The sequence below is a fragment of the Nocardiopsis camelliae genome (assembly GCF_028993595.1).
Taxonomy (GTDB): domain Bacteria; phylum Actinomycetota; class Actinomycetes; order Streptosporangiales; family Streptosporangiaceae; genus Nocardiopsis; species Nocardiopsis dassonvillei.
This window is the reverse complement of the sequence record NZ_CP118614.1, coordinates 1,865,627-1,886,061: the sequence shown is the minus strand read 5'-3', so window position 1 is coordinate 1,886,061 and position 20,435 is coordinate 1,865,627. Positions and strand designations below refer to the sequence as shown.

Here is a 20,435-nt window from a genome sequence, read left to right as displayed (position 1 = left end):
GGGCCGGGGCCGGGGCCCTCGCGGGAGTCGCGGCGGCGACCCGTGGTCCGGACGGCCGGACACGGCGGTACCGGCCCCCCGCGCGGGGGGCCGGTACCGGGGTCGGACGCGCGCGGGCCGTCCGCTCACCGTGCGGGACGCGGGGCGCGGGCCCGAGGAGGTACGTCTAGCCCTTGGGCTTGTCGTCGTCGCCGAAGTCGGGGCGGTCCTCCACCGGCGTGTCGTCGGCGGCCGGGGTGACGACCTCTCCGACACCGGCCTTGAGCATGCGGATGCGGGTCCCGGGCGCGATCTCCAGCAGGACGTCCTGCTCGTGGATCTCGACGACGGTGGCGAAGATGCCGGCCTTGGTCATCACCTCGACACCGGGGACCAGGGCGTTGTGCATCTGCGTCTCCTGCTGGCGGCGCTTCTGGGCCGGGCGCCAGAAGAGCAGCCAGAACACCAGGAGGATCAGCAGGAACGGGAACAGCATGCTGAAGAGCCCACCGGTGGGCTCTCCTTCGGCAGCGAGGTGGTAAAGGCCCTGCACGGGGGCGTCCTTCCTGACGTTTCGTCGTGTGGCCGACCGCTGTCGGATGGGACACCGCGACGGCCACCTTCTTCGCATCGGCACGAACCGCGTGGTCCGGGCCTGTCCGGCACGTACAACGCGCCAGAGGGCCGAGACGTTCCACCGGTGTCGAACGACACGTACGGAGTCGTGCCCCGTATCGGCTGTTTCGTCCCAGCTTACGTGGCGTGGGTCACCGGTATCCCACCGGAGGAGATCGGGGTGTTAACGGTTCGCCCCCGATCCGCCCGGCCGGAACCCATTGTGCCCGGACCGGGGCTCCGTGTCAGACGCACTGGTCAGGGAGTAGCCGTGCCGTTGTGACCCGCGTTGCCCGCGGGGGCGGAGTTGCCCGTGGTGCCGCCGCCGTTGGCCGCCGCCGCACCGAAGGCCGCGTCCGGCGGCGGGGTGAGCCCCATGTGCGCCCAGGCCTGCGGGGTGGCCACCCGGCCGCGCGGGGTGCGGGCCAGGAATCCGGAGCGGACCAGGAAGGGCTCGGCGACGGTCTCCACCGTCTCGGCCTCCTCCCCCACCGACACCGCCAGCGTGGACAGGCCGACCGGGCCGCCGCGGAACCTCCTCATGAGCACGTCGAGGATGGCCCGGTCCAGCCGGTCCATGCCCAGTTCGTCCACCTCGTAGAGGTCGAGGGCGGCGCGGGCGGTGTCCAGCGACAGCCGCCCGTCCCCGCGCACCTCGGCGTAGTCGCGCACCCGGCGCAGCAGCCGGTTGGCGATCCGGGGGGTGCCGCGCGAGCGCCCGGCGATCTCCACGGCGGCGTCCGCGTCCAGGGGTGCGCCCAGCAGGCCCGCCGAGCGCTGGAGGATCAGCTCCAGTTCACCGGGGGTGTAGAAGTCCATGTGCGCGGTGAACCCGAAGCGGTCGCGCAGGGGCGCGGGCAGCATGCCCGCGCGGGTGGTCGCCCCGACCAGGGTGAACGGCGCGATGTCCAGCGGGATGGCGGTGGCGCCGGGGCCCTTCCCGACCACGACGTCGACCCGGAAGTCCTCCATCGCGACGTAGAGCATCTCCTCGGCGGGGCGGGCCATGCGGTGGATCTCGTCCAGGAAGAGCACCTCGCCCTCCTGGAGGGTGGAGAGCACCGCGGCCAGGTCCCCGGAGCGCTCGATGGCCGGGCCCGAGGTGATGCGCAGCGGGGCGCCCATCTCGGCGGCGATGATCATGGCCAGGGTGGTCTTGCCCAGGCCCGGGCCGCCGGACATGAGGATGTGGTCGGGCGCCCGGTTGCGCCGCCTGGCGCTGTGCAGCACCAGGGAGAGCTGTTCGCGCACGCGTTCCTGGCCGACGAACTCGTCCAGCGCGCGGGGGCGCAGGGCGCCCTCGATCTGGCGCTCGTCCGTGCCCGCGTCGGGCGAGACCGCGTCGCGCTCGTAGGGCGGGGGCCCGACGGGGGCCGAGCCGCGGGGATCTTCCTCGTGGAAGTCGTACACGGGGTTTCCTCCCTGTTCCTAGGCCCGGCTGAGCCTGCGCAGGGCGCTGCGCAGCAGGACGGCGACGTCGTCGGTGTGCTCGGCCTCGGTCGCCACGGCGGAGGCGGCGGCCTCGGCGTCCTTGGCCGACCAGCCGAGGTTGACCAGGCCGGAGACCACCTGTCCGCGCCAGGCGCCGTTGGGCTCGCCGCCGGACCCGGCGGCCTCGGACCCGGGCGGGGTGCCGTCGGTGAGCACGGGCGCGTCGAGCTTGCCGCGCAGTTCCAGGACGATGCGCTGGGCGCCCTTCTTGCCGATGCCGGGCACGCGGGTGAGGGCGGTGGTGTCCTCGGTGGACACGGCGTGGCGCAGGCTGGAGGGGCTGTGGACCGAGAGCATGGCCAGGGCCAGGCGGGGGCCGACGCCGGAGGCGGTCTGGAGCTGCTCGAACAGGTGCTTCTCGTCGTCGTCGGCGAACCCGAACAGGGTCAGGGACTCCTCGCGCACGACGAGGCTGGTGGCCACGGTCCCGGTCTCGCCCACGTGCAGGCGCGAGAGCGCGGAGGGCGTGCACTGCACGGTCATGCCGACCCCGCCGACGTCGATGACGGCGGTGCCCGCGCCGCGCGCGGCCACCCGGCCGGTGAGGAACGCGATCATCTGGTGTGGGCACCGGGGACGGTGCCCCTCTCCTTCCTGGGGGCGGGGCGCTAGCGGCCGCGGGTGCGGCGGGCCAGCTCCACCTTGCGGGCGAAGTCCTGCTGGGCCTGGGCGACGCGGGCCTGGGCCCCGCCGCGCCAGATGTGGCAGATGGCCAGGGCGACGGCGTCGGCCGCGTCGGCGGGCTTGGGGGGTCCGTCGAGTCCGAGGATACGCGCCACCATCGTGCCGACCTGCGCCTTGTCGGCGCGGCCGTTGCCGGTGATGGCGGCCTTAGCCTCGCTGGGGGTGTGCATGGCCACGGGCAGGCCGCGGCGGGCGGCGCAGACCAGGGCGATGCCGCTGGCCTGGGCGGTGCCCATGACGGTGCTGAGGTTGTGTTGGGCGAAGACGCGCTCGACGGCGACGGCGTCGGGCTGGTAGCGGTCCAGCCACTCCTCGATACCGCGCTCGATGCCCACGAGCCGGTGGGGCAGGTCGGTGTCGGGGCTGGTGCGCACGGCGTCGGCGCCGAGCAGGGCGAGCGGTCGGCCGATGGCGCCCTCGACGGCGGCGACACCGCACCGGGTCAGCCCGGGGTCGATCCCCAACACGCGCACGCGCCTCACCCTTGTCCTCTCGAACGTCCGTTCGCCCACATGCTAGCGGCGGGCGACGACGTCCGCCTCCGGCCCGCCCGGGCGTGTCGGCCCCCGGGGGCGCCCCCCGGCCGGAGCCCGCCGCTGCCAGGGCCACCCTGTCGCGAGCGTAGTCGCCCGGCCGGGCGCGGCCGCACGCCCCCGGACCGCGCGCTGTCTTCGGGTTCCGGAGAAAAGGGATGGACGGGACACCGAACGCGTGCTAAGTTGCTCTCAGTTCGAGAAATACTCGGATTGAGAACAACTGGAGGCGCACGTGGCCGACCCGCGCAACGAGGAGGGCGAGAGCCGGTTCCTCGCCGACTACGACCCGCACGCGTTCGCCCCGGCCGCGGTCACCGTCGACGTCGTCGCCCTCACCATCCGCTCGGGCGTGCCGCACGTGCTGCTGACGCGGCGCGCCGAGCACCCCCAGCGCGGCTGGTGGGCGCTGCCGGGCGGATTCGTCCGGGCCCAGGACGGACCGGACGGCCCCGCCGACCCCGACCTGCCCGACGCCGCCCTGCGCGTGCTCTCGGAGAAGACCCTGCTGCCCACCGAACTGCACCTGGAGCAGCTGGGCACCTACGGCGCCCGGGACCGGGACCCGCGCATGCGCGTCTTCTCGGTCGCCTACGTCCTGCTGGCCCCCGACCTGCCCGACCCGCACACCGGCCGGGGCACCGAGGAGGCCGCCTGGACCCCCTGGCGCGACCTCGGCCACGGCGACGGCGCGCGCCCCGGGCTCGACCTGGCCTTCGACCACGGCCGCCTCCTGGCCGACGCGGTCGAGCGCGCCCGCTCCAAGCTGGAGTACACCCCGCTGGCCACGGCCTTCCTGCCGCCCGCCTTCACCATCACGGCGCTGCGCGAGGTGTACGAGGCCGTGTGGGGCCAGTCCCTGCACGCGGCCAACTTCCACCGCAAGATCCTCGCCGCACCCGGGTTCGTGGAGGACACCGGGGAACTCGCCGAGCGCGGCGGCGCGGGCGGCGGACGGCGGGCCCGGCTCTACCGCGCGGGCGGCGCCGCCCTGCTGCACCCTCCCCTGCTGCGGGGCACGCAGTGACACCCGAGAGGAGTCCGATGACGGCCACCGGCCCCGTATTCGAGGACGCCGAGCGCCAGGTCGCCCTGGCGGGCGACCCCGTGGAGCTGTTCGGCCCGCTGCCCGAGGGCGGCGGCGTGCCCCCGGCGGCCACGGCCCGCCACCGCGAGCTGGCCCGCGCGCTCCACCCCGACACGGCGCCGCCCGGCAGCGGCACCGGCCCCTTCACCCGGCTCTCGCGGCTGTGGGACCTGTACCGGGCGATGGCCGCGGGCGACCTGCGCCTGGACGACCTCACCCTGGCCACCGGCGCGCACACCTACCGGGTCGGCCGGGAACGGCTGGCCCGGGGCGACGTCGCCGACCTGCACCCGGTGCGCTACCGGGCGCCGGAGTGGCGCGACGCGGTGCTCAAACTGCCCCGCGCACCCCGCGACAACGACCTGTTGGAGGCCGAGGCGACCGCGCTGCGCCGTATCCGGGAGCACGGCCACGAGCGCTACCGGGCCTTCGTCCCCGAACTGGTGGAGTCCTTCAAGCACCGCGACGCCGCCACCGGCGTGGAGCGGCGGGCCAACGTCCTGGGACGGCTGCACGGCTTCCACACGCTGGCCGAGGTGCGCCGCGCCCACCCCGACGGCGTCGACCCGCGCGACGCGGCGTGGATGTGGCGGCGGCTGCTGGTCGCCGTCGGCAACGCCGCCCTGGCGGGGGTGGTGCACGGCGCGGTCGTACCCGAGCACGTGATGATCCACCCGGCCGATCACGGCCTGGTCCTGGTCGACTGGTGCTACTCGGTGACGGCGCACGCCCCGCGCACCGCGCCGCACGTCCCGGCGATGGTGCCCGGACGCGCGGACTTCTACCCGCCCGAGGTGGCCGCGCGCCGCCCCGCGCTGGCCCAGACCGACATCCACATGGCGACCCGGTGCGTGGAGTACGTCACCGCGGGCCGCCTGCCCCGGGAGCTGCGGTCCTTCGCGCGCGGCTGCACCCTGCCCGCCCCCGAACGGCGGCCCCGCGACGGGTTCGCCCTGCTCTGCGAACTGGACGACGCGCTGGAACGCCTCTACGGGCCGCGCCGGTTCCGCCCCTTCACCATGCCGGACCCGGCACCGGCCGCCGGGGCCTGAGAACCCCCTCCCCCGACCACCCTCCCCCTCACGAGCCCCGCCCCCGACCCCGGCGGCCCGATCCGCCCACCCCCGTTCCAAGGAGAACCCCATGGGAAGCAGCCACTGGTCCACCGACGCCTACCACGCGCGTCAGGCCTACAACTCCTCCGTCGGCTCCAGCAGCTTCGGCTACACCGACGACGTGCTCGCCTCGACCCCGCGCAGCGCCTGGCGGGTCCACGACAGCCTCGACCCCCACGGCGTGGGCGTGCGAGAGAGCCGCGACTCCGCCGAACACCCCGAGTCGCTGGCCATCTCGGTGCTCTTCGACGTCACGGGTTCCATGCGCAACGTGCCGCGCGTACTCCAGACCAAGCTGCCCGACCTGTTCGGCCTGCTGCTGCGCAAGGGGTACGTGCAGGACCCGCAGATCCTCTTCGGCGCGATCGGCGACGCCACGTGCGACCGGGCCCCGCTCCAGGTGGGGCAGTTCGAGTCCGGCAACGAACTGGAGGACGACCTGGGCAACATCCTGCTGGAGGGCGGCGGTGGCGGCCAGGTGACGGAGTCCTACGAGCTGGCCATGTACTTCATGGCCCGGCACACCTCCATGGACTGCCTGGAGAAGCGCGGACGGCGCGGCCACCTCTTCATCATCGGAGACGAGATGGCCTACGGGGCGGTCAAGGCGCGGGAGGTGCGCGAGGTGATCGGCGACGACATCACCGAGGACATCCCGTTCCCGCGGATCCTGGCCGAGCTGCGGCGCAGCTTCGAGGTGTACTTCATCATGCCGACCGGCAGCGGGCACTTCCACAACGACAAGGTGCGCGGCTTCTGGGACACCCAAATGGGCCAGAACGTCATCTACCTGGACGACCTCAACGCGGTGTCGGAGACCATCGCGGTCACCGTCGGACTCGCCGAGGAGGCCATCGACCTGGAGAAGGGCCTGGCCGACCTGGCCGAGGCGGGCTCGGACACGGGCGAGGCGGTGGGCAGGGCGCTGCGGACGCTGTCCGAGAGCCGCGGCTCCGTGGTCGTGGCCGACACCCCGACCGGGCTCGGCGGCCCGGCCGAAGCGGGCGGGGTGGACCGGCTGTGACCGGCGCGACCACCCCGTGGGCCGACGGAAACGCCGTCGTCGTCGACCTGGGGTTCGGCGACGCGGGCAAGGGCGTGACGGTCGACCTGCTGTGCGCGCGGCGGCGCTTCGGCGCCGTCGTGCGCGCCAACGGGGGCGCCCAGGCCGCGCACAACGTGGTGACCCCCGACGGCCGCCACCACACGTTCGCCCAGTTCGGCGCGGGCACACTGGCCCCCGGCGGCCCGGTGCCCACGCACCTGTCGCGGTGGATGGTGGTGGACCCCTTCGCCCTGGCCGCCGAGGCCGGGCATCTGGCCTCGCTCGGCGTGCCCGACCCGTTCGCGCTGGTCACCGTGGACCGCCGGGCGCTGATCAGCACGCCGTGGCACCGGGCGGCCAACCGGGCGCGGGAGCTGGCCCGGGGCGAGGACCGGCACGGCTCGTGCGGGATGGGGGTGGGCGAGACCGTGGCCTACGCCCTGGCCCGCCCGGATGACGCGCCGACCGCCGGTGACTGCGCGCGGCCGGACGCGCTGCGCCGCAAGCTGCGCCGCCTGGCCGACCACCTGCACGCGGTGCGCCGCTCCCTGGAGCCCCCGGGCGCGGGCCCCGGCGCCGGGCGCACGGCGGCAGGAACCGGGCCGTCGGCGGCCTCCGGCGCGGCGGCAGAGTCCGGCACGGTGACAGGGACCGGCACGGCCCCGGACCGCGGTGCCGGGGTCCGGCCCGACCCCGAGCCGGACGTCGAGGAGTGCGTGGAGGCCTACCTGGCCTTCGCGCGGCGGGTGCGGCTGGTGGACGAGGACCACCTGCCCCGGCTGCTCGCCCGCTCCCCCGTGGTGTTCGAGGGGGCGCAGGGGGTGCTGCTGGACGAGTGGCACGGGTTCCACCCGTACACCACCTGGTCCACGACGACCACCGCGAACCCGCTCGCGCTCCTGGCCGAGGCCGGGCGCCCCGGCGACGCCCGCCGGATCGGTGTGGTGCGCACCTACACCACCCGGCACGGCGCGGGCCCGCTCGTGGCCGAGGACCCGGAACTGGGCACGCTGCTGGCCGAGGCGCACAACGGCACGCACCCGTGGCAGGGGGAGTTCCGGGTCGGGCACTTCGACGCGGTGGCGCACCGGTACGCGCTCGCCGCCACCGGCGGGGTGGACTCGCTGGTGGTCACGCACGCCGACGCCCCCGCGCGGGCGGGAGGGAGACTGCGCTGGTGCACCGGCTACACCGCGCCGGACGGGTCGAGCCTGGAACCGGTTCCCGCACCGGCCCCGGCGCCCAGCGGGCCGGGCGCCGCCGTGACGGGCGCGGCGCAGAGGGACGCCGCGGCGCGCCTGGACCGGCAGGAGCGCCTGACCCGCGCCCTGCTGGAGGCGCGGCCCGTGCTCGCCCCCGCGCCCGGCTCCCCCGCCGAGGCCGTCGGCGAGGAGCTGGGATTGCCCCTGGAGGCGGTGTTCTCGGGTCCGACTCGCGCCGACGCCCGCGTTCCGTCACGTGTCTGACCGACCGGCGGGGTCCGCTCCGGCGGACGACGGGACCAGCGACGGCCCGGTGCGCTTCTCCGTCGCCGTCCGGTGCCCTCGGCGGGCGGCGGGACCGGAAACGGCCCGGCTCTCGGGGCTGTCCCCGCCCGACCCGCGGCATGGGTCTGGCGGGGTCCGCGCGCCGAACGGCGCGGGGCCGGAGGGGATCCGCGTGCCGAGCGGTGCGGGCGGCGTGCCCGGCCGTCGTGGACCGGCCCCCGTCGCGCCGTCCCGCACGCCTCAGACGACGGTCAGGTGGTAGGTGGTGTCCACCCGGAAGCCCTGGCCGTCGTCCGCCCTGATCTCCAGCACGTACCCGCCGGGGCTCAGGGGCGCGACCGCGCCCCACAGCCCCCAGCTGTGCCGACGGACCCACAGGGGGCTGCGGAACACCCCCTGGATCTCCTCCAGGGGCAGCGCGACGCCGTTGAGGTGCGCGTCGGCCCGCGCGACCGGCATGGCCATCGGCTCCCTGGAGTGCTCGAAGGGGAACTGCATGGTCAGCTTCTCGGCCCTGAAGGGCTGAGCTTGCAGCTCTTCCACACACCTGGCAGGTGTACTTCAGGCCGCGTCGTCGGCAGCGTGACTCACTGCCCAGCCCGCCACACCCCTGGAGGAGATGTTGCGGGCCGCGTTCACATCGGCGTGCCCAGCGAAACCGCACGACGTGCATCGGAAAGTGGCCTGGCTCGGCCGGTTCCTCTTGTCGACGTGGCCACACGCGCTACATCCCTGGGAGGTGTGGGCCGGGACCACGTACACCACCGGCACCCCGGCCCGTCTTGCTTTGTAGGCGATGTAAGCGCCCAGTTGAGCGAAGGACCAGGAGTGCAGTGTGACCCGCTGGGGCTTGCGTAGCCGTGCCCTCTTGCGGATGCCGCCCAGGTCTTCCAGGGCGAGACCCCGTGAGGTGCGTTGAGCCTCGGTCACGATCTGCTTGGCGATGCGGTGGTTGGTATCGGCCGCGAACCGCGCCTCGCGGCCCGAGAGGCGGCGCAGGACACGCTTGGCGGACTTGGTTCCCTTCTTCTGGAGACGGCGCCTGAGGTGGCGATTGCGATGGCGGACCTGGTTGACCTGCTTGCCCGAGTAGACGTCCCCGTCGCTGGTGGTGGCGATGTTCGCGATGCCGAGGCCCACACCCACGAAACCTTCGGGGGTGTACTCGTCGGCCTCGGGCACCTCACAGGTGGCGTACAGGTACCAGTTGTCGCCGCGCTTGACCAGGTCGGATTCGCCCTTGCGGAACTCGGTGAGCACCTTGGCCTGGTCCGGTGAACACGCGAACGCCATGCCCTTCACCCGGCCGTGCACGGTCCAGATCGACACCGTGCGCGCGTCTATCTGCCAGGACAGGCACCGGTCGTCGAAGGGCTGCGCGGCGTCTTTTCGGAACCGAACCGGCGTGTTCTCCACCCGGGTACGCCGCTTGGACCCCTCACAGCCGTGGTTTCCGGCCTTGAGGTTGGCCTTCAGCGTGGCATGGGCCCCGGCGACCTTGCGTGCGCAGTGGCTCGCCGGTTGCGCGGACAACCCCATCGCTTTGAGGTCGTCGTAGACCAGCCGCTGCAACGGTGTCTTCGCCTTCACCCCACACTCGTGCGCACGGCGCGAGGCGCGGTTGGCCGCCTGGTTGCACAACTTCAGCGTCTCCCACAGCGTCGCCTCCTGGGCGGCGTCGGGGAGCAGCTTCACCTGCACAACGGTCTTCACACCCACAGGTGACCGTCTTGTCCATGTCACCAAGGTGGAAACCAGATCCCAATGTCAGGCGTGGAAGAAGCGTCGTATCCGACCTTCACGCTCATCTTGTCTCCGTCACCAAGTACCGGCGTGGTGTCCTCACCGGGCAGATGCTGGCCCACTGCGAACAGGTCATGCACCAGGTGTGCGAGACCATGGGAGCTGAGTTGCGCGAGTTCAACGGCGAGGACGACCACGTCCACCTGCTCGTGCACTACCCGCCCAAACTCCCTGTCTCGACACTGGTCAACCGGCTCAAGGGCACCTCGGCGCACTACCTGCGCAAGCAGTTCCCCGACCACGTGCGACGGTTCCTGCGGGGCAACCGGTTGTGGTCGCCGTCCTACTTCGCCGCCTCGTGCGGGGACGCACCGCTGTCGGTGATCGCGGAGTACATCGACCAGCAAAAACGCCCAGACTAACCGCCCGTTCGGGTGAGGGAAGCGGTTCCTCCCGGCCGTGAACGGCCGGGGTTCCTTGCTAGAAGATGTTGAACACCGGGAAGAACAGGGGTCGCCCCGCGGGCACCTCGCACCGGCGCACGACCCTGCCCCCGTAGGTACCGGCGAGGAACCACAGGTCGTCCGGCTGGTTGCGGGCCGCGTGCTCGCCGGTGGCGTCCCGGACCGGGTCGCACCCCTCCGGCGCCGACCACACCCACTTCCACCAGCGCGCCGAGAGGGCGACGCCCTCACGGGCACCGATCCGCCACGTCCCGTCGTCCGGCACGACCCCGTCCATGGCACCCCTCTCCCGTGTCCGACCGCCCTCGGCGGACGCCCGTGTTGCGCGGATCGTACCGATACGTGCGGGCGCGCCGACACGCGGGCACCCCGGTGCCCCGTCCTCCCGTAGGGATCGGAACCCGCCCACTAGCGTGGGTCCGTGACTTCTCTCTCCGACCCCCGGGTCCGCGACTTCCTGCTCCAGGGCACCCGCACCGGCATGCTCGCCTACACCGCCTCGGACGGACGGCCGCTGGCGGCGCCGGTGTGGTTCGTCGTCGAGGACGGCGACATCGTCTTCAACACCGGCGCCTCCACCGCGAAGGGCCGGTCCATCGCGCGCGACCCCAGGGTGGCGCTCACCGTGGACCTTCCCGAGCCGCCGTACGCCTTCGTGCAGGTGCAGGGCGAGGCCGTCGTCTCCGAGGACCCCGACGAGCTGGTGCGCACCGCCACCGCGATCGCCCGCCGCTACATGGGGCCCGAGCGGGCCGAGGAATTCGGGCGGCGCAACGGCGTGCCCGGCGAACTCGCGGTGCGGCTGCGCCCGACCAGGGTGGTCTCCGCCTTCGACATGGTCGGCTGAGCGCCCGCGCGTGAAGATCCCCGGGAACGCAGTCCTCTTCGTCTGCAACGATGACGAGAAGAAGCTGTACTACAGCATCAGGCCGAACAGTGCGGGTGACCGGGGCTTCATCACCGACTGCGAGTCCCTGGACCACGCGGTGACGGTACTGCGCCGACACGGTTTCGGGATCACCGCGTCGGATTTCGGCCCGGGCAGACTCAATCCGTCGGACCCCGAAGAGCTGATCAGCCCGAACCACCGGTGGGGGCGTTGATCCCGGGTCCGTCCAGCGGTCCCGGGCCCGCCCCTGCGGGTTCAGCCCACCGCGTGGGCCACGAACGCCTCCGCCGCCGCGGTGAGCGGTCCCCTCCTGCTGACCAGGGACACGTGCAGGTGGCCGGTGGGCTCCAGGTCCAGCACCAGCGCCCCGGCCCGCTCGGCCAGGTCCCGCCAGGCGTCGGTGACCACCGCGATCCCGGCCCCGCCCAGCACCAGCGGCAGGAGGGACACCCGGTGCTCGCTCTCCACGGCGACCCGGGCGTCCAGGCCGTCCGCGACCAGTTCGTCGACGAACCGGCGCATGCCCGAGCCGTGCTGGCCCACGATCAGCCTCTGCCCCTCCAGGCGCTCGGCGCGCACGGGCTCCCCCGCGGCGAAGGGCCCGTCGGGCGGGGCGAGCAGCACGAAGCTCTGGCGCGCCAGCGGATGGGCCCGCACCCCCGCCCCCGCGAACGGCTCGGAGGTGGCCACCACGCCGAGTTCGCAGGCGCCGGTGCGCACCATCTCGACGGCGTCGCGCGTGGTCAGCGCGCTGCGGACCGACACCGACACCTCCGGATGGCGCCGGGTGAAGCCCGCCACCAGGCCGGTCAGCGGCTCGATCGCCTGGGTGGGCAGCACTGCCACGTCCACCCGTCCGCCGCGCAACTCCCGCACCGACTCGACCGCCGAGCGGGCCAGGTCCAGGGCGCGCACCGCCTCGCGGGCGGGCTCGATCAGCGCGCGTCCCGCCTCGGTCAGCACCACGCGGCGGCCGATGCGGTGGAAGAGGTCGCTGCCCAGGTCGCGTTCCAGGGCCCGGACCGCCTGGGACAGGGACGGCTGGGACAGGTACAGGGCCGAGGCCGCCCGGTTCACCCCGCCGTGGTCGACCACGGCCAGGAAGTACTCCAACTGCCGGACGTCCACCGATCCTCCTTATAGGCCGGACCTATCAACGATATCGACAGCCGGTCTTGGACGCCCGCGCCCCCGGCCTGCTGGAATCCATCTATGAGCGACCTCCTCCCCTCCGGGTTCGCCCGCCGCACCGTGGACGCCGGGGGTGTGCGCGTCAACGTCCGTCTGGGCGGGGACGGCCCCCCGCTCCTGCTGCTGCACGGCTACCCGCAGACACACCTGATCTGGCACCGCGTCGCACCGCTCCTGGCGGACCGGTTCACGCTGGTCATGACCGACCTGCGCGGCTACGGGGACAGCGACAAGCCCGCCTCCGACGAGCGGCACGCACCCTACGCCAAGCGGGCCATGGCGCGGGACCAGTACCTCGTCATGCGCGAACTGGGCTTCGACTCCTTCGCCGTGGCGGGCCACGACCGCGGCGGCCGGGTCGGCCACCGCCTCGCCCTGGACCACCCGGAGGCGGTCACGGCGCTGTGCGCGCTGGACATCGTGCCGACCCGTTACGCCTTCGAGCACGCCGACGCCGAGTTCGCCCTGGGGTACCACCACTGGTTCTTCCTGGCGGCGGGCGACGGCATCCCCGAGCACCTCATCGGGCAGGACCCGGACTTCTGGGTCCGCACCCGTATGAACGCCCGCCACCGCGGCGGCACCCCCTTCGCACCCGCCGCCGTGGACGAGTACGTGCGCTGCTTCAGCGACCCGGCCGCGATCCACGCCTCCTGCGAGGACTACCGGGCGGCGGCCTCCATCGACCTGGAGCACGACCGGGCCAACGCCGGGCGCCGCCTGGAGTGCCCTGTCCTGCTGCTGTGGGGTCGGCACAGCTTCGTGGGCCGCCACTACGACGTGCCGGACGCCTGGAGCGGATACGCCCGCGACGTGCGCGGCCACGCGCTGGACTGCGACCACTACGTGCCCGAGGAGGCGCCCGAGGCCACGGCACGGCACCTGCGCGCGTTCCTGAGCGGGGACCCCGCGCCCTGAGCACGCCCCGGGCGCGGTTCCCGCGTCCCCCTGTCCCGCACCGTACGGGGCACCGCGTGGTCCCGGCCGACGTCCGAGCGCGGCTCCCCGTCCCCCCGGCCGGGCCCTCCGCGACCGGGCCCGGTCCCCCGTCGGGCCCGAACGCGATGAGACGGACCGGCCCCGCCGGGACGAGCAGGGCCCCGTCGGGCCCGAACGCCCCCGAAGACCCTCGCACACCCCCGCACACCCCACGGAAGGACACCGCAATGAAGCACTACCGCGTCGCCACGATCCCCGGTGACGGCATCGGCAAGGAGGTCCTGCCGCCCGCCAGGGCCGTCCTGGACCGGATCGGCGCCCACCACGCGCTCTCCTTCTCCTACGACGAGTTCGACTGGTCCTGCGCACGCTACCTGGCCGAGGGCGCCATGATGCCCGACGACGGCCTGGACCGGATCCGCCACCACGACACCGTCCTGCTGGGCGCCGTGGGCTGGCCCGGCGTCCCCGACCACGTGTCGCTGTGGGGGCTGCTCATCCCCATCCGCCGCGGCTTCCACCAGTACGTCAACCTGCGGCCGATCAGCGTCCTGGAGGGGGTGCCCAGCCCGGTCGCGCGGGCGCTGCCCGGCGGGGTCGACTTCGTGGTCGTGCGCGAGAACAACGAGGGCGAGTACTCGCGCGTGGGCGGACGGATCCACGAGGGCACCCCGTACGAGGCGGCCCTCCAGGAGTCGGTGTTCACCCGCAGGGGCGTGGAACGGGTGCTCGATTACGCCTTCGCCCTGGCCGGGCGGCGCGGCGGCAGGCTGACCTCGGCCACCAAGTCCAACGGCATCGTGCACACCATGCCGTTCTGGGACGAACTGGTGGCCGAGCGCGCGGCGCGCCACCCGGAGGTCGCCTGGGAGCAGGAGCACATCGACGCCCTGGCCGCCAAGATCGTCCTGGACCCGGCGCGGTTCGACGTCATCGTGGGCTCGAACCTGTTCGGCGACATCCTCAGCGACCTGGCCGCGGCCGTGGCTGGCGGTATCGGGGTGGCGCCGTCGGCCAACCTCAACCCCGAGCGCGAGTACCCGTCGATGTTCGAGCCGGTGCACGGCTCGGCGCCCGACATCGCCGGCAAGGGGCTGGCCAACCCGCTGGGGGCCATCTGGTCGGCGTCGATGATGCTCGACCACCTTGGCCACCCGGAGGCGGGCGCGCAGGTCATGGACGCGGTCCGCGCCGTGCTGGCCTCCTCCCCCGTGCGCACGGCCGACCTGGGCGGCAGCGCGGGCACGGACGAGTTCACCGCCGAGGTGCTCTCCCGCCTGCCCTGACCCGAACGCGGGCCCCGCCGCACCCTTGTCCGAACGGCACAGGAACCCCGTATCCGATTGTCGTCTCCCGATAAGGCCCCCACGGCGGAAAGCGAGCATGGTGGGGACCGACGGACACGGTGAACAGGGGGAACAGGGGCGATGGCGGACGTGGGGCGTGTCGGCGGGGTCCAGCACGTGCTGGTCGTGGGCGCGGGGGTGGTCGGCCTGTCGACGGCCTGGTTCCTCCAGGAGCGCGGCGTCCGCGTCACCGTCGTGGACCGGGACGGGGTCTGCTCCGGGGCCTCGTGGGGCAACGCCGGATGGCTCTCGCCGGGCCTGGCCATCCCCCTGAACGAGCCGGGCGTGCTGCGTTACGGCCTGCGCTCCCTGCTCGACCGCGACGCGCCCCTGTCGGTTCCGCTGTCGCCCTCGCCGGACCTGTGGCTGTTCCTGGCCCGCTTCGCCGCGCACTGCCGCTGGGACGCCTGGGAGAGGGCCGTGCGCGCCAACCTGCCCCTCAACACCGGGGCCCTGGACGCCTTCGACGCCCTGGCCAAGGGCGGCGTGGAGACCACTGAGGTCCGCGCGCCCGTCACCGCGCTGTTCCGCTCGCCGCGTTCGGCCGTCGCGCTCCTTCGCGAACTGGGCCGGATCGCGGCCTCGGGGCTGGAGGTGGACCACACCGCCCTCACCGGGGCGGCGGTCCGCGAGGTCCTCCCCCACGCCTCGGGGACCGTGGGGGCGGCGGTGCGCCTGGACGGACAGCGCCACGTGGACCCCGGCGCCCTCGTCCGCAACCTGGCGGCCTCGGTGCGCGAGCGCGGCGGTCGGGTGCGCACCGGGTTCGAGGCGGTCGGCGTCCACCGGGAGGACGGCGCGGTCGTCACCGTCTCCGGCGACGGCGAACGGCTGCGCTCGGACGCGGTCGCGGTGTGCACGGGCGCCTGGTTCGACCGGTTGGCCGCCGAGCACGGCGTGCGCGCCCGGGTCCGCGCCGGGAGGGGCTACTCCTTCACCGTCCCCACCGACGAGCCGGTGCCCGGCCCCGTCTACCTGCCGGAGGCCCGCGTGGCGTGCACCCCCTACCAGGGGGCGCTGAGGGTCGCCGGAACGATGGAGTTCCGCGGCCCAGACGACGCGCTCGTCCCGCGGCGGGTCGAGGCCGTCGAGCGCTCGGCCGGCCCCTACCTCCGGGGAGTGCGCTGGCAGGAGCGCACCGACGCCTGGGTGGGCCCCAGGCCGGTCACCTCCGACGGTGTGCCCCTGGTGGGGGCCACCCGCACCCCCGGCGTCTTCGTCGCGGGCGGCCACGGCATGTGGGGGCTCACGCACGGCCCGGTCACCGGCGGCCTCCTGGCCGAGCAGATCGCGACCGGCGTCCGCCCGGGCGCGCTGGAGGCGCTCGACCCGCTGCGCTGACCCCCTGCTTCCGGCGCCGGTGTCCCCGAGGGGCACCGGCCCTCGCGCGCGGGTACCCCGAACACGGAGCCGGTGGGCGAGCCCACCCGCCCACCGGCTCCCGCTCGCGCGGGGTCCGGCCTCGCGTAGAGGCGGTCGTGCCGTACAAGCGCCCAGCCCTTGGGCGCGGGGCTCCTGTTCAGGCGTCTGCGACCGAGGCGTCGACGAAGGCGCCCCTCCTCGCGCACGCGGTTCCCGCGCGCCCCGCCCCGCGTCCCGGCTCCGGAGCGGGGACGTCCCTGCCACGAGAAGGTAAACGATGTCCACGCTGTCCCTCACCCGGATCTACCGGTCCGACGCCGGTGAGATCGCGGTGCGCTCCTGGTGCGAGCGCGCACTGGGCGGGGCCCGCGACCTGCGGTCGCCGGGGGCGGTGACCGCCGCCGGACGCGCGACGCGGGTGCACGTCCTGCCGGGCGGACCGGGGACCCCCGTCCTGCTGCTGTCCGGGGCCCTCCTGGGGTCGGCGAACCTGGTCGCGACCGCGCGGGTGCTGCGCGCCGACCGGACCGTGCTCCTGGCCGACCTGCCCGGGCACCCGGGCACGAGCGACTCCCGGCGCCCCCTGCTCGGGCGGGCGGACGCCTACGGCGCCTGGCTGGACGCGCTGTTACCCCGGGTCACCTCCGAACCGGTGATCCTGCTCGGGCACTCCACGGGCGCCGCGGCCGCCCTTGCGGCGACGCCCTCGCCGCTGGTGGCGGGGCTCGTGCTGGTCGGTCCGGCGGGCCTGGCCGCCCCCGTCATGGACGGGGAGAGGCTGCGCGCCACGTTCTCCTGGCGGCTCTCACCGGGCGAGCGGACCAGTTCGCGGCTCCTGGGCCTGCTCAGTGGGCCCGTCGCCGCGGGCGGCGCGACCCACCCGCTCGCGGAGTGGGCGACCCTGGTCGCACGGCACTGCCGCCCCAACCCGGTCCCGGGCATACTGCGGGGCGAGGACTTCCGGGACTGGTCGGGCACGCCCGTCACGGTGGCCACCGGGGCCCACGACCGCGTCTTCACACCCTCGCTGCTGCGCGGCGCGGTACGCAGACTGCTGGGCACCGACGTGCGCACGATCGCGAGCGCGGGCCACCTCGCACTCCACGAGGCGCCCGCGCGCGTTCGCGACCTGCTGCGGGAGGTCGCCTGACCGGGAAGTCAGCCGATCTCGGCCATGACCTCGTCGGGGATGTCGGCGTTGGTGAAGACGTTCTGCACGTCGTCGGAGTCCTCCAGCGCGTCCACCACCCGCATGACCTTCTTGGCGGTCTCGGCGTCGACCGGGACCTCCATGGTCGGCAGGAAGCTGGAGTCGGCGGAGTCGTACTCGATGCCCGCCTCCTGGAGCGCGGTGCGCACGGCGACCAGGTCGGTGGCCTCGCAGACGATCTCGAAGACGTCGCCCAGGTCCTCGACCTCCTCGGCACCGGCGTCCAGCACCGCCAGGGTCACGTCGTCCTCGGTGGTGCCCTCCTTGGACACGATGACGACGCCCTTGCGGTTGAAGAGGTAGGACACCGAACCGGCGTCGGCCATGTTGCCGCCGTTGCGGGTCACGGCCACGCGCACCTCGGAGGCGGCGCGGTTGCGGTTGTCGGTCAGGCACTCCACCAGCAGGGCGACGCCACCGGCGGCGTAGCCCTCGTACATGATGGTCTGCCACTCGGCGCCGCCCGCCTCCTCACCGGAGCCGCGCTTGCGGGCGCGCTCGATGTTGTCGAGCGGCACGGAGTTCTTGCGCGCCTTCTGGATGGCGTCGTAGAGCGTGGGGTTCCCGTCGGGGTCTCCACCGCCGGTCCGCGCGGCCACCTCGATGTTCTTGATCAGCTTGGCGAAGAGCTTGCCGCGCTTGGCATCGATGACGGCTTTCTTGTGCTTGGTGGTGGCCCACTTGGAGTGGCCGCTCATGAATGTCCTTTCACGATGTCGACGAAGAGGCGGTGGATGCGCGTGTCGCCGGTCAGTTCGGGATGGAAGGACGTGGCCAACAGGCCGCCCTGCCGTACGGCGACGATCCTACCGGCCTCGTCGGGGCCGGGCACTGCGCCGAGCACCTCGACCCCGGGGCCGACCGACTCCACCCAGGGCGCGCGGATGAACACCGCGTCGAAGGGGTCGCCGCCCAGGCCGTCGATGTCCACGGCGGCCTCGAAGGACTCGGTCTGGCGTCCGAACGCGTTGCGGCGCACCGTCATGTCGATCCCGCCGACGGTCTGCTGGTCGGCGGTCCCGCCCAGGATGCGGTCGGCGAGCATGATCATCCCGGCGCACGTGCCGTAGGCGGGCATCCCGGCGGCGATCCGCTTGCGCAGCGGTTCCATCAGGCCGTAGCGCACGGCCAGCTTGGACATGGTGGTGGACTCCCCGCCGGGGACGACCAGCCCGTCCAGGGCGTCGAGCTGGTCGGGGGAGAGCACCTTCACGGTGTGCGCGTCCAGGGACCGGAGCGCGCGCAGGTGTTCGGCGACGTCGCCCTGGAGGGCGAGGACGCCGATGGTGGGTGTGGCGGTCAAGTACGGCCTCACTCGTGGACGTAGGCTCGTGTTCTGCCGAGTGCGGGTGGCGGGGCCGGTCCGGCCCCGCCACCCGCACGACGGACGCGGGTAGGCGTCGTCGGGCGGTGGACGCGGGAGGCGTCCGCCGGGCGGCGGCTACCAGCCGCGGCCGGCGTAGCGCTGGGAGTCGGACAGCTCGTCCAGGTTGATGCCGACCATGGCCTCGCCCAGACCGCGGGACACGCGAGCGATGACCGCGGGGTCCTCGTAGTGCAGGGTGGCCTGCACGATGGCGTCGGCGCGCCTGGCCGGGTCGCCGGACTTGAAGATGCCCGAACCGACGAACACGCTCTCGGCGCCGAGCTGGCGCATGAGCGCGGCGTCGGCCGGGGTGGCCACGCCTCCGGCGGAGAACAGCGGGACGGGGAGCTTGCCCAGCGCCGCCACCTCCTTGACGACCTCGTAGGGGGCGCGCAGCTCCTTGGCCGCGCCGAACAGTTCGGCCTCGTCCAGGGTGCCCAGGCGCCGGATCTCACCGCGGATGGAACGCATGTGGCGGGTGGCCTCGACGACGTTGCCGGTTCCGGCCTCGCCCTTGGAACGGATCATGGCCGCGCCCTCGGCGATGCGGCGCAGCGCCTCGCCCAGGTTGGTGGCCCCGCACACGAAGGGGACGGTGAAGGCCCACTTGTCGATGTGGTAGGCCTCGTCGGCCGGGGTGAGGACCTCGGACTCGTCGATGAAGTCGACGCCGAGCGACTCCAGGACCTGGGCCTCGACGAAGTGGCCGATGCGGACCTTGGCCATGACCGGGATGGAGACGGCCTCGACGATGCCGTCGATCATGTCGGGGTCGGACATGCGGGCGACGCCGCCGTCCCTGCGGATGTCGGCGGGGACGCGCTCCAGGGCCATGACCGCGACGGCTCCGGCGTCCTCGGCGATCTTGGCCTGCTCGGGCGTGACGACGTCCATGATGACGCCGTTCTTGAGCTGCTCGGCCATGCCGCGCTTGACACGCTCGGTACCGACGGCGTTGTCGGAGGTGTTCGGTGCGTTGTTGGCCACGGTGGTGGACTCCCGTTGTCTCGGTTCTGCTGAGGGCTGCTCTCGGGCAGCGGAGTCGGCGGCCCCACGCGGCGGTACGCGGACACCGTCGGCGCCGCGCACCCTGGTCGACCAGCCCCCCATCCTACTTCCACCCCCTTTCGAGGGTTTTAGCCAGATCGGTGTTTTCCCTGGGCCCGTATCTACGGGGTGTCGGGACCGACCGGCAGGAGCGGGATCCGCGGCGGCTGATCGTCGATCTCGAAGAAGTCCGGCAGGGGCGCCGTGCCCGCCAGGCGGAACGTCCGGACGAGCCGGGAACGGCGGGCGCGGCGGGTGTCGGAGACCGCGCCGTTGTAGAACGTGCGGGCCATGTGGACGCCCTTGGCGGCGGCCTCCACCTCGATCAGATGGGGCCGCAGCATGTCAGAACGCCCGAGCGGCCCCGGAGATTCCAGTGCCGCGCGCAGCGTGCGCGAGAGCGCGCTCTCGGCCAGCTCGCGCTGCCGGTCGCGCGCTCCGTCGGCGGCAGCGGCGGCCCCGGGCAGGGCGCGCGTGGCGCCGGTGCCGTCTGCGGCGGCCAGCGCCGACGCGGCGGCCAGGCGCCGCTCCAGGGCGGCCTCCAGGGCCGCGCGTGCGGTGTCGACCCGGTGGTGCAGGCGGTGCAGGCGGGTGGCCCGCCAGGAGAGGTAGAAGCCGAACAGCACCAGGACCAGGAGGATGCCGACGACGGTGGCGGCGAAGAGGACGTCCTCGGTCAGGGCCGCTCACCCCGTTCCGCGGGGCTTGGCGTGCACGGCGCCGGGACGGGTGCCTTGGCAGCGCACACGGACGTGAGCAGAGCCGGAGCAAGCACCCGGAAGACGGGGACGGGCGCGCGTAGGGGCGGGACACGTCTCCGGAGGGCGGTTTGCGGAGAGGAC

General features: G+C 73.7%; 23 protein-coding genes. 11 read left to right on the top strand and 12 right to left on the bottom strand.

The window, feature by feature from the left end:
* Positions 1-166: 166 nt before the first annotated feature.
* The 4 genes from yajC to ruvC all read right to left on the bottom strand — a co-directional run bounded on the left by yajC (position 167) and on the right by ruvC (position 3,242).
* Entirely contained in the window at positions 167-532 is a 366-nt protein-coding gene (gene yajC, locus PV789_RS08355; RefSeq protein WP_249351987.1) for a preprotein translocase subunit YajC, read from the bottom strand.
* Between the two features lie 320 nt (positions 533-852).
* Entirely contained in the window at positions 853-2,004 is a 1,152-nt protein-coding gene (gene ruvB / locus PV789_RS08350) for a Holliday junction branch migration DNA helicase RuvB (RefSeq protein WP_274976873.1), read from the bottom strand.
* An 18-nt stretch (positions 2,005-2,022) separates the two neighbouring features.
* The gene (ruvA, locus tag PV789_RS08345; protein ID WP_274976872.1) at positions 2,023-2,643 is read right to left on the bottom strand and encodes a Holliday junction branch migration protein RuvA; all 621 of its coding nucleotides are present in this window, start codon (positions 2,641-2,643) and stop codon (positions 2,023-2,025) included.
* A 50-nt stretch (positions 2,644-2,693) separates the two neighbouring features.
* Positions 2,694-3,242, bottom strand: coding sequence for a crossover junction endodeoxyribonuclease RuvC (gene ruvC, locus PV789_RS08340; protein WP_212640868.1), 549 nt, complete (start codon positions 3,240-3,242; stop codon positions 2,694-2,696).
* A gap of 295 nt (positions 3,243-3,537) precedes the next feature.
* Here ruvC and PV789_RS08335 point away from each other — a divergent pair, with 295 nt between their 5' ends.
* The 4 genes from PV789_RS08335 to PV789_RS08320 all read left to right on the top strand — a co-directional run bounded on the left by PV789_RS08335 (position 3,538) and on the right by PV789_RS08320 (position 8,015).
* A complete protein-coding gene (locus PV789_RS08335; protein WP_274976871.1) occupies positions 3,538-4,329 on the top strand; it encodes an NUDIX hydrolase in 792 nt (263 codons plus the stop codon).
* A gap of 17 nt (positions 4,330-4,346) precedes the next feature.
* The gene (locus PV789_RS08330) at positions 4,347-5,441 is read left to right on the top strand and encodes a protein kinase family protein (RefSeq protein ID WP_274976870.1); all 1,095 of its coding nucleotides are present in this window, start codon (positions 4,347-4,349) and stop codon (positions 5,439-5,441) included.
* 91 nt (positions 5,442-5,532) lie between these two features.
* Complete coding sequence (locus PV789_RS08325; RefSeq protein WP_274976869.1) at positions 5,533-6,528, top strand: hypothetical protein; 996 nt, start codon at positions 5,533-5,535, stop codon at positions 6,526-6,528.
* Positions 6,525-8,015, top strand: coding sequence for an adenylosuccinate synthetase (locus tag PV789_RS08320; protein ID WP_274976868.1), 1,491 nt, complete (start codon positions 6,525-6,527; stop codon positions 8,013-8,015). The genes PV789_RS08325 and PV789_RS08320 overlap by 4 nt, the downstream gene beginning before the upstream one ends.
* 261 nt (positions 8,016-8,276) lie before the next feature.
* Here the strand turns inward: PV789_RS08320 and PV789_RS08315 are convergent, their stop codons facing one another.
* A complete protein-coding gene (locus tag PV789_RS08315) occupies positions 8,277-8,579 on the bottom strand; it encodes a hypothetical protein (RefSeq protein ID WP_274976867.1) in 303 nt (100 codons plus the stop codon).
* 18 nt (positions 8,580-8,597) lie between these two features.
* Positions 8,598-9,749, bottom strand: coding sequence for an RNA-guided endonuclease InsQ/TnpB family protein (locus PV789_RS08310; protein ID WP_274976866.1), 1,152 nt, complete (start codon positions 9,747-9,749; stop codon positions 8,598-8,600).
* Between the two features lie 23 nt (positions 9,750-9,772).
* Between PV789_RS08310 and tnpA the strand changes: the two genes are divergently transcribed.
* The gene (gene tnpA, locus PV789_RS08305; RefSeq protein WP_274976865.1) at positions 9,773-10,201 is read left to right on the top strand and encodes an IS200/IS605 family transposase; all 429 of its coding nucleotides are present in this window, start codon (positions 9,773-9,775) and stop codon (positions 10,199-10,201) included.
* A 58-nt stretch (positions 10,202-10,259) separates the two neighbouring features.
* Here the strand turns inward: tnpA and PV789_RS08300 are convergent, their stop codons facing one another.
* Positions 10,260-10,520, bottom strand: a complete 261-nt coding sequence (locus PV789_RS08300) for a hypothetical protein (RefSeq protein ID WP_274976864.1) — start codon at positions 10,518-10,520, stop codon at positions 10,260-10,262.
* Between the two features lie 144 nt (positions 10,521-10,664).
* Here PV789_RS08300 and PV789_RS08295 point away from each other — a divergent pair, with 144 nt between their 5' ends.
* Both PV789_RS08295 and PV789_RS08290 read left to right on the top strand, forming a co-directional pair.
* The gene (locus PV789_RS08295) at positions 10,665-11,090 is read left to right on the top strand and encodes a PPOX class F420-dependent oxidoreductase (protein WP_013151882.1); all 426 of its coding nucleotides are present in this window, start codon (positions 10,665-10,667) and stop codon (positions 11,088-11,090) included.
* Positions 11,091-11,100: 10 nt separating this feature from the next.
* Entirely contained in the window at positions 11,101-11,346 is a 246-nt protein-coding gene (locus PV789_RS08290; RefSeq protein ID WP_274976863.1) for a hypothetical protein, read from the top strand.
* A gap of 41 nt (positions 11,347-11,387) precedes the next feature.
* Here the strand turns inward: PV789_RS08290 and PV789_RS08285 are convergent, their stop codons facing one another.
* Entirely contained in the window at positions 11,388-12,260 is an 873-nt protein-coding gene (locus PV789_RS08285) for a LysR family transcriptional regulator (RefSeq protein ID WP_274976862.1), read from the bottom strand.
* Positions 12,261-12,344: 84 nt separating this feature from the next.
* On the opposite strand from PV789_RS08285, the gene PV789_RS08280 reads away from it, so the two are divergent.
* From PV789_RS08280 to PV789_RS08265, 4 genes are all read left to right on the top strand, one after another.
* Entirely contained in the window at positions 12,345-13,241 is an 897-nt protein-coding gene (locus PV789_RS08280) for an alpha/beta fold hydrolase (RefSeq protein ID WP_274976861.1), read from the top strand.
* Positions 13,242-13,489: 248 nt separating this feature from the next.
* Positions 13,490-14,548, top strand: coding sequence for a tartrate dehydrogenase (locus tag PV789_RS08275; RefSeq protein WP_274976860.1), 1,059 nt, complete (start codon positions 13,490-13,492; stop codon positions 14,546-14,548).
* 141 nt (positions 14,549-14,689) lie between these two features.
* Positions 14,690-15,949 (top strand): NAD(P)/FAD-dependent oxidoreductase, encoded by a 1,260-nt coding sequence (locus tag PV789_RS08270; protein WP_274976859.1) that lies wholly within the window; start codon positions 14,690-14,692, stop codon positions 15,947-15,949.
* Between the two features lie 298 nt (positions 15,950-16,247).
* Positions 16,248-17,120, top strand: a complete 873-nt coding sequence (locus tag PV789_RS08265) for an alpha/beta fold hydrolase (protein WP_274976858.1) — start codon at positions 16,248-16,250, stop codon at positions 17,118-17,120.
* Positions 17,121-17,128: 8 nt separating this feature from the next.
* Here the strand turns inward: PV789_RS08265 and PV789_RS08260 are convergent, their stop codons facing one another.
* From PV789_RS08260 to PV789_RS08245, 4 genes are all read right to left on the bottom strand, one after another.
* Positions 17,129-17,878, bottom strand: a complete 750-nt coding sequence (locus tag PV789_RS08260; protein WP_212640880.1) for a YebC/PmpR family DNA-binding transcriptional regulator — start codon at positions 17,876-17,878, stop codon at positions 17,129-17,131.
* On the bottom strand, positions 17,875-18,483 hold the full coding sequence (gene pdxT, locus PV789_RS08255) for a pyridoxal 5'-phosphate synthase glutaminase subunit PdxT (RefSeq protein WP_274976857.1): 609 nt from the start codon (positions 18,481-18,483) through the stop codon (positions 17,875-17,877). Before pdxT ends, PV789_RS08260 begins: the two co-directional genes overlap by 4 nt.
* Positions 18,484-18,621: 138 nt before the next feature.
* Positions 18,622-19,533 (bottom strand): pyridoxal 5'-phosphate synthase lyase subunit PdxS, encoded by a 912-nt coding sequence (gene pdxS / locus PV789_RS08250; RefSeq protein ID WP_274976856.1) that lies wholly within the window; start codon positions 19,531-19,533, stop codon positions 18,622-18,624.
* 182 nt (positions 19,534-19,715) lie between these two features.
* On the bottom strand, positions 19,716-20,219 hold the full coding sequence (locus PV789_RS08245) for a hypothetical protein (RefSeq protein WP_274976855.1): 504 nt from the start codon (positions 20,217-20,219) through the stop codon (positions 19,716-19,718).
* Positions 20,220-20,435 lie beyond the last annotated feature (216 nt).

Coding starts and splice junctions, on each gene's coding strand:
- ruvA (WP_274976872.1), bottom strand. CDS start 2,643: ATGATCGCGTTCCTCACCGGCCGGGTGGCCGCGCGCGGCGCGGGCACC.
- PV789_RS08330 (WP_274976870.1), top strand. CDS start 4,347: ATGACGGCCACCGGCCCCGTATTCGAGGACGCCGAGCGCCAGGTCGCC.
- PV789_RS08325 (WP_274976869.1), top strand. CDS start 5,533: ATGGGAAGCAGCCACTGGTCCACCGACGCCTACCACGCGCGTCAGGCC.
- tnpA (WP_274976865.1), top strand. CDS start 9,773: ATGTCACCAAGGTGGAAACCAGATCCCAATGTCAGGCGTGGAAGAAGC.
- PV789_RS08300 (WP_274976864.1), bottom strand. CDS start 10,520: ATGGACGGGGTCGTGCCGGACGACGGGACGTGGCGGATCGGTGCCCGT.
- PV789_RS08280 (WP_274976861.1), top strand. CDS start 12,345: ATGAGCGACCTCCTCCCCTCCGGGTTCGCCCGCCGCACCGTGGACGCC.
- PV789_RS08275 (WP_274976860.1), top strand. CDS start 13,490: ATGAAGCACTACCGCGTCGCCACGATCCCCGGTGACGGCATCGGCAAG.
- PV789_RS08270 (WP_274976859.1), top strand. CDS start 14,690: ATGGCGGACGTGGGGCGTGTCGGCGGGGTCCAGCACGTGCTGGTCGTG.
- PV789_RS08265 (WP_274976858.1), top strand. CDS start 16,248: ATGTCCACGCTGTCCCTCACCCGGATCTACCGGTCCGACGCCGGTGAG.
- PV789_RS08260 (WP_212640880.1), bottom strand. CDS start 17,878: ATGAGCGGCCACTCCAAGTGGGCCACCACCAAGCACAAGAAAGCCGTC.